Annotated in this window: 3 protein-coding genes; all 3 read left to right on the top strand. The window is 35.4% G+C overall.

Going from position 1 to position 3,101, the window contains the following annotated elements:
- The first annotated feature begins 153 nt into the window (after nt 1-153).
- Nucleotides 154-642: a winged helix DNA-binding protein gene (locus PSN35_RS06800; RefSeq protein WP_300031276.1), complete on the top strand. Its 489-nt coding sequence runs from the start codon at nt 154-156 to the stop codon at nt 640-642.
- A 112-nt stretch (nt 643-754) separates the two neighbouring features.
- Entirely contained in the window at nt 755-1,006 is a 252-nt protein-coding gene (locus PSN35_RS06795) for a DUF4212 domain-containing protein (RefSeq protein WP_300031273.1), read from the top strand.
- A gap of 17 nt (nt 1,007-1,023) precedes the next feature.
- Nucleotides 1,024-2,736: a sodium:solute symporter family protein gene (locus PSN35_RS06790; protein ID WP_300031270.1), complete on the top strand. Its 1,713-nt coding sequence runs from the start codon at nt 1,024-1,026 to the stop codon at nt 2,734-2,736.
- Nucleotides 2,737-3,101: the final 365 nt, after the last annotated feature.

Genomic DNA, 3,101 nt, shown 5'->3' with positions numbered 1-3,101 from the left:
TGAAGCAGAATTGTCAACAACTGCAGTTGACGAAGGTGTTGATGAGGTAACTGAAGTAACAGAAGAGTAATTTCACTATTATTTAAGTTAAAAAAAATGACGCTTTAGCGTCATTTTTTTATGTGATGAAATAGTAGGGCATTGTATTAAGTAATGATTAACTTTATTAAAATTGAAAATACAGAAATTCGATTTCATGAAAATTGGCCAGATATTAATGTTGAGCTGGCCATGGCGGCAATTAACTTAAGTAGATCTTCAACGGAATTTAATTTATTAATGGAGCAGACTTGTAATCAGTTTGATTTTTCTTTTTTTGAATTAGAAGTCATGGTTTTACTCAGGTCATTTCCTTATCCTCACCGTTTAACTCCTTCGTCGTTATCAAATTCATTGATGGTTTCTTCTGGCGGGCTCACCAAGGTTTTAATTAAGCTAGAAAGTAAAAAATATATTGTTCGAGATGCTAATCCCATGGATAAGAGAAGCAAAATTGTCAGGCTAACTGATTCAGGTGTCCGCTTCATTGAGCGAAAATATCCTACAATACAATATGCTTCTAAGCAATTTTTTGAATCAAAACTATCTAAACGTGAGTTGCAAACGTTAACTTCACTATTGACTAAATTACTTAAAGATTGAGTAACTTTCTAAAAAGCTTTCTAGAAAAATATATTAGCATCTAATGATAGTTAGGTGGATAAAAATTATTCGGTGTAAAATCGTTCTGAATTAAAAAAAGAGGGGGTTGTTCATGGCTAATAATAATAACTACTGGAAAGCTAACATTTCATTGATTGTCAAATGTTTAGCTATCTGGTTTACTGTTTCATACTTGTTTGGCATTGTTTTTGTTGATGCGCTAAACACTATAAGACTTGGTGGGTACAAACTTGGTTTCTGGTTTGCTCAGCAGGGTTCAATTTATACATTTGTAATTCTGGTTTTTTACTATGCAAAGAGCATGGGAAAAATTGACAAAGAATTTGGTGTTGAAGAAAAATAATTAGGGGAGTAGAACTAATGGATTTACAAACATTAACATTTTTATTTGTAGGCGTAACTTTTGCTGTCTACATTGGTATTGCTTTTTGGGCCAGAGCTGGTTCAACAAGCGAGTTTTATGTTGCTGGCGGTGGTATTCATCCAGTAGCTAACGGTATGGCAACAGCCGCCGATTGGATGAGTGCAGCGTCATTTATTTCAATGGCTGGTTTGATTGCCTTTTATGGCTATGGTGGCTCAGTATTTTTGATGGGTTGGACTGGCGGTTACGTGTTATTAGCAATGCTATTAGCGCCTTACTTGAGGAAGCATGGATCATTTACAGTGCCAGAATTTATTTCTGATCGATACTATTCAAAAACTGCACGTGTTGTGGCAGTTATTTGTTTGATTATTGCTTCAGTAACTTATGTAATTGGTCAAATGAAAGGTATCGGTGTAGCATTCTCAAGATTTTTAGAAGTGGATTATGAAACAGGCTTGGTATCAGGTATGGTTATTGTGGCATTCTATGCAGTAATGGGCGGCATGAAAGGTATTACTTATACTCAAATTGCACAATACGTGATTATGATTTTTGCTTATACAATTCCAGCTGTGTTCATTTCTTTACATTTAACAGGAAACCCTATTCCACAATTAGGTTTGGGTAGTACAATGGCAGATGGTACATACTTACTCGATAAACTCGATCAAGTTGTAACTCAGTTAGGTTTTGCGGAATACACCACGCAAGCAAGATTAAGCGCAACTAACATGTTTGTATACACATTATCTTTAATGATTGGTACAGCAGGTTTGCCTCACGTTATCATGCGATTCTTTACAGTTAAGTCTGTTAAGGCTGCGCGTGAATCTGCCGGTTGGGCATTAATATTTATCGCACTTCTATATACAACTGCGCCAGCAGTTGCAGGTATGGCTCGACTAAACTTAATGACAACTATTGATCAGCCTAACGCTGAGCAAAATTTGGCTTATGCTGATAGACCTTCATGGTTTAAAAACTGGGAAAAAACAGGCTTGTTAAAGTTTGAAGATAAGAACAATGACGGCTTAATTTCTTACACCGGTGATAAGAAGACCAATGAAATGGTTAAGGTTGATAGAGATATCATGGTGTTAGCAAATCCAGAAATTGCTGGATTGCCTAATTGGGTAATTGCAATTGTTGCTGCGGGTGGTTTGGCTGCTGCATTATCAACAGCGGCAGGTTTGTTGTTGGCTATTGCATCATCTATTTCCCACGACCTATTAAAGGGTGTTTGGAAGCCTAATATTAGTGAAAGAGAAGAGTTGAGGTACTCTAGATTATCAATGATTGGCGCTATTTTAATTGCTGGTTATTACGGCTTTAACCCACCAGACTTTGCTGCAGGAACGGTAGCTCTCGCATTTGGTTTGGCTGCATCAAGTCTCTTCCCAGTGTTAATGATGGGTATCTTCTCTAAGAAGATGAATAAAGAAGGTGCTATTGCAGGTATGTTGTCTGGTATTGGTGTTACATTGTTATATGTATTCCAACACAAAGGAATTATGTTTGTACAATCAACGTCTTTCTTAGGTGATATGGATCCTAATTGGTTCCTGGGCATTGAGCCAAATGCATTTGGTGCTATTGGTGCATTAGTTAACTTTGCAGTAGCATTTATTGTAATGAGTCGTACTGCTAAAATACCTGCTAATGTCGAGAAGATGATTGAGAACATTCGTGTTCCAGCTTCTAGCTAAAATGGTTTGTTTGCATGAATTGTTTATTAAATAGACGGTTGTGTAAATAATAATGGGTTGAAATATTTTATTTAGGCGTTTTATGAGTTTCATTGAAATAATAAAATTGCCTTATTAGTTTGTTATATTTTTTTCTTAATTTTCCCTTTACAAATAAAGTTTAAATTAACAAGTTAATAAAATATCAAATCCTGAATTTTATGCCCAGCTATGCTGGGCATTTTTATTTATAATAAAAATATTATGTTCTTTAAAAATAAACATGTTATCACCTCATTAATTGTCGCACCAATTTTGGCTATTATTAGCTATTTTGCGGTGGATTATTATGTTGCTGAAGTGCCTCACAAGGTAAAAGATGGTCA

It is taken from the genome of Candidatus Thioglobus sp. (assembly GCF_028599055.1).
Classification (GTDB): Bacteria; Pseudomonadota; Gammaproteobacteria; order PS1; family Pseudothioglobaceae; genus Thioglobus_A.
The sequence above is the reverse complement of the archived record's forward strand: the minus strand, read 5'-3'. Positions and strand labels throughout refer to the sequence as shown.